General features: G+C 69.9%; 1 protein-coding gene and 1 pseudogene. One reads left to right on the forward strand and one right to left on the reverse strand.

The genetic code is table 11. The features are described from left to right. Positions 1-793 (forward strand): hypothetical protein (locus ACFW2E_RS34405; protein ID WP_384472128.1); only part of this gene is annotated, 793 nt, incomplete at its 5' end. 274 nt (positions 794-1,067) lie between these two features. Here the strand turns inward: ACFW2E_RS34405 and ACFW2E_RS34410 are convergent. Then, positions 1,068-1,594: pseudogene (locus tag ACFW2E_RS34410) on the reverse strand (potassium-transporting ATPase subunit B); the annotation flags it as partial. Positions 1,595-1,886: the final 292 nt, after the last annotated feature.

The following is a 1,886-nucleotide window of genomic DNA, read 5'->3' on the forward strand; positions in this document are numbered from 1 at the left end:
CACCCTGCACACCCACAGCACACCACCCTGGGTCGCAGCGCTGCCCACCGAGGCCGTCGCCGAACTCGCTGCCATTCTGCTCAGCAGCTACCCGCCTGCCGGTACCGCCGCCACCGGGCCTCGGTCGCAAGGCCGCGGCCCACAGTGCCGAGACGCCGTACTCGACCACCTTTCCTCCCGGGGTACGGCCGAGGCTGTTCACCACCTGCGTGAACTGCACCGTGCCTGGCCCGACGCCAGCATCATCCAGACCCTGGTACACGAAGCGCAACGCACCTACCGAGAGCACTCATGGGGCCGTCCCAGCCCGGCCGAGCTCAAGGAACTGGTCCAAGATCCTCGTCGACGACTGATCAAGGACGGAACAGACCTGCTGGACCTGGTCATCTCCCTCATCAAGGGCATCCAGCACGACCTCACACAGGGAAGACTGCCGGCAGCGATCTTCTGGAACGAAACCAAGCTGGAAACCCTGCCCGATGGCAAAAAGACCACGCAACGGCTCAAGTTCCCCAAGGACGAGAACCTGATCTCCGACTACCTCGCCTACAGCCTGAGAGAAACCCTGAAGCAGAGCGGCATCCTCATCGACCGTGAGGTTCAGGTCAACCGCAATAGCAAAGGCGCCGGTGAACGCATCGATCTCCTGCTGCAGGCCCCCCCCCACCCCCACCCCGCCCCCCCGCCGACTGGGCGGCGGGTGTTCGGTCGTGGCCATCGGCCTGCTCCTTGTGCGGCTCAGTTGAATTCCGGCCATCACGCGGACGGCGGCACCAGCGTAAGCAGAGCGTGACATGAGGGCTCACGGATCAGGGGGGCGTGGGCGTCAATCTTGCGTTAAGAATGACCCCACAGGGCGTGGTACCGCATCAAGAAGCGGTGGCCGGGAGGCGATGACCGCGTATTCGGCTGTACGGGCGACGTCTCCTCCGCGGCGCCGACGTCGGACACCGAGCGTCATCTCGTGCGACGCCTCTCCGCCGCTCCCGGTACACGCCGACCCGGCAGGGCCGCGCTCCGTTGCCGGCCCTGCGGGAGGGTCTGCGTGCCGAACGCGACCCAGTGGGCCGGGAGGCACCCTCGGGCAGCGCGATGATCCGGTCCAGGAAACCGGTCCCCGAGCGGGCGCCGACCCGCACGACGATCCGGTCCGACAGGACCGTCGTACCGCCCGTGACACCGCTGCGGTCGCCGCCGGCTCGCGGATGACCGCCGCCGACTCCCCGGTGACGGCGCTCTCGTCCACCGCCGCCACCCCGTCGACGACATCGCCGTCCGCCGGGATCATCTCGCCGGCCTCCACGAGCACCAAGTCCAGCGGTTTCAGGTCGATGGCGGCCACCGCCTCCGTACGGGCCGTGCGCACGTTCATGCCGAAGCGCCAGTCGAGGAGCCGCAGCGCCACCGTGTCGGTACGGGCCTTGCGCAGCGACTCGGCCTGCGCCTTGCCGCGGCCCTCGGTGACGGCCTCGGCCAGGTTGGCGAAGACCACGGTCAGCCACAGCCAGGTGCTGATGACCCAGGTGAACACGGCGGGGTGCAGCAGCGCCGACACGGTGGTCAGGGCGGCGCCGGCCGACACCACGAACAGCACCGGGTTCCTGACCAGGATCCGCGGATGCAGTCTGCGGAGCGCGTCGGGGAAGGAGCGGACGAGCTGCGCGGGTTCGAACAGCCCGCTCGGGGTCCGGCGCCTCGTACCTCCTCTCGGCTTCGGACGGGACGGACGCTGGGCACGGGACGGCGGGGCCTGCTCGGGAGCGGCGCGCTACAGGGGGACCTTCGTGAGGTGACAGGCACGGTAGGGCCGCGATGGCCGTGCGGGGGCGCGGGGCCCGCCCCCCCACGCGCGGCCCCCGCAGGGAGGGGCGGGGCGGGCGCACACA

It is taken from the genome of Streptomyces sp. NPDC058964 (assembly GCF_042741275.1).
Lineage (GTDB): Bacteria > Actinomycetota > Actinomycetes > Streptomycetales > Streptomycetaceae > Streptomyces.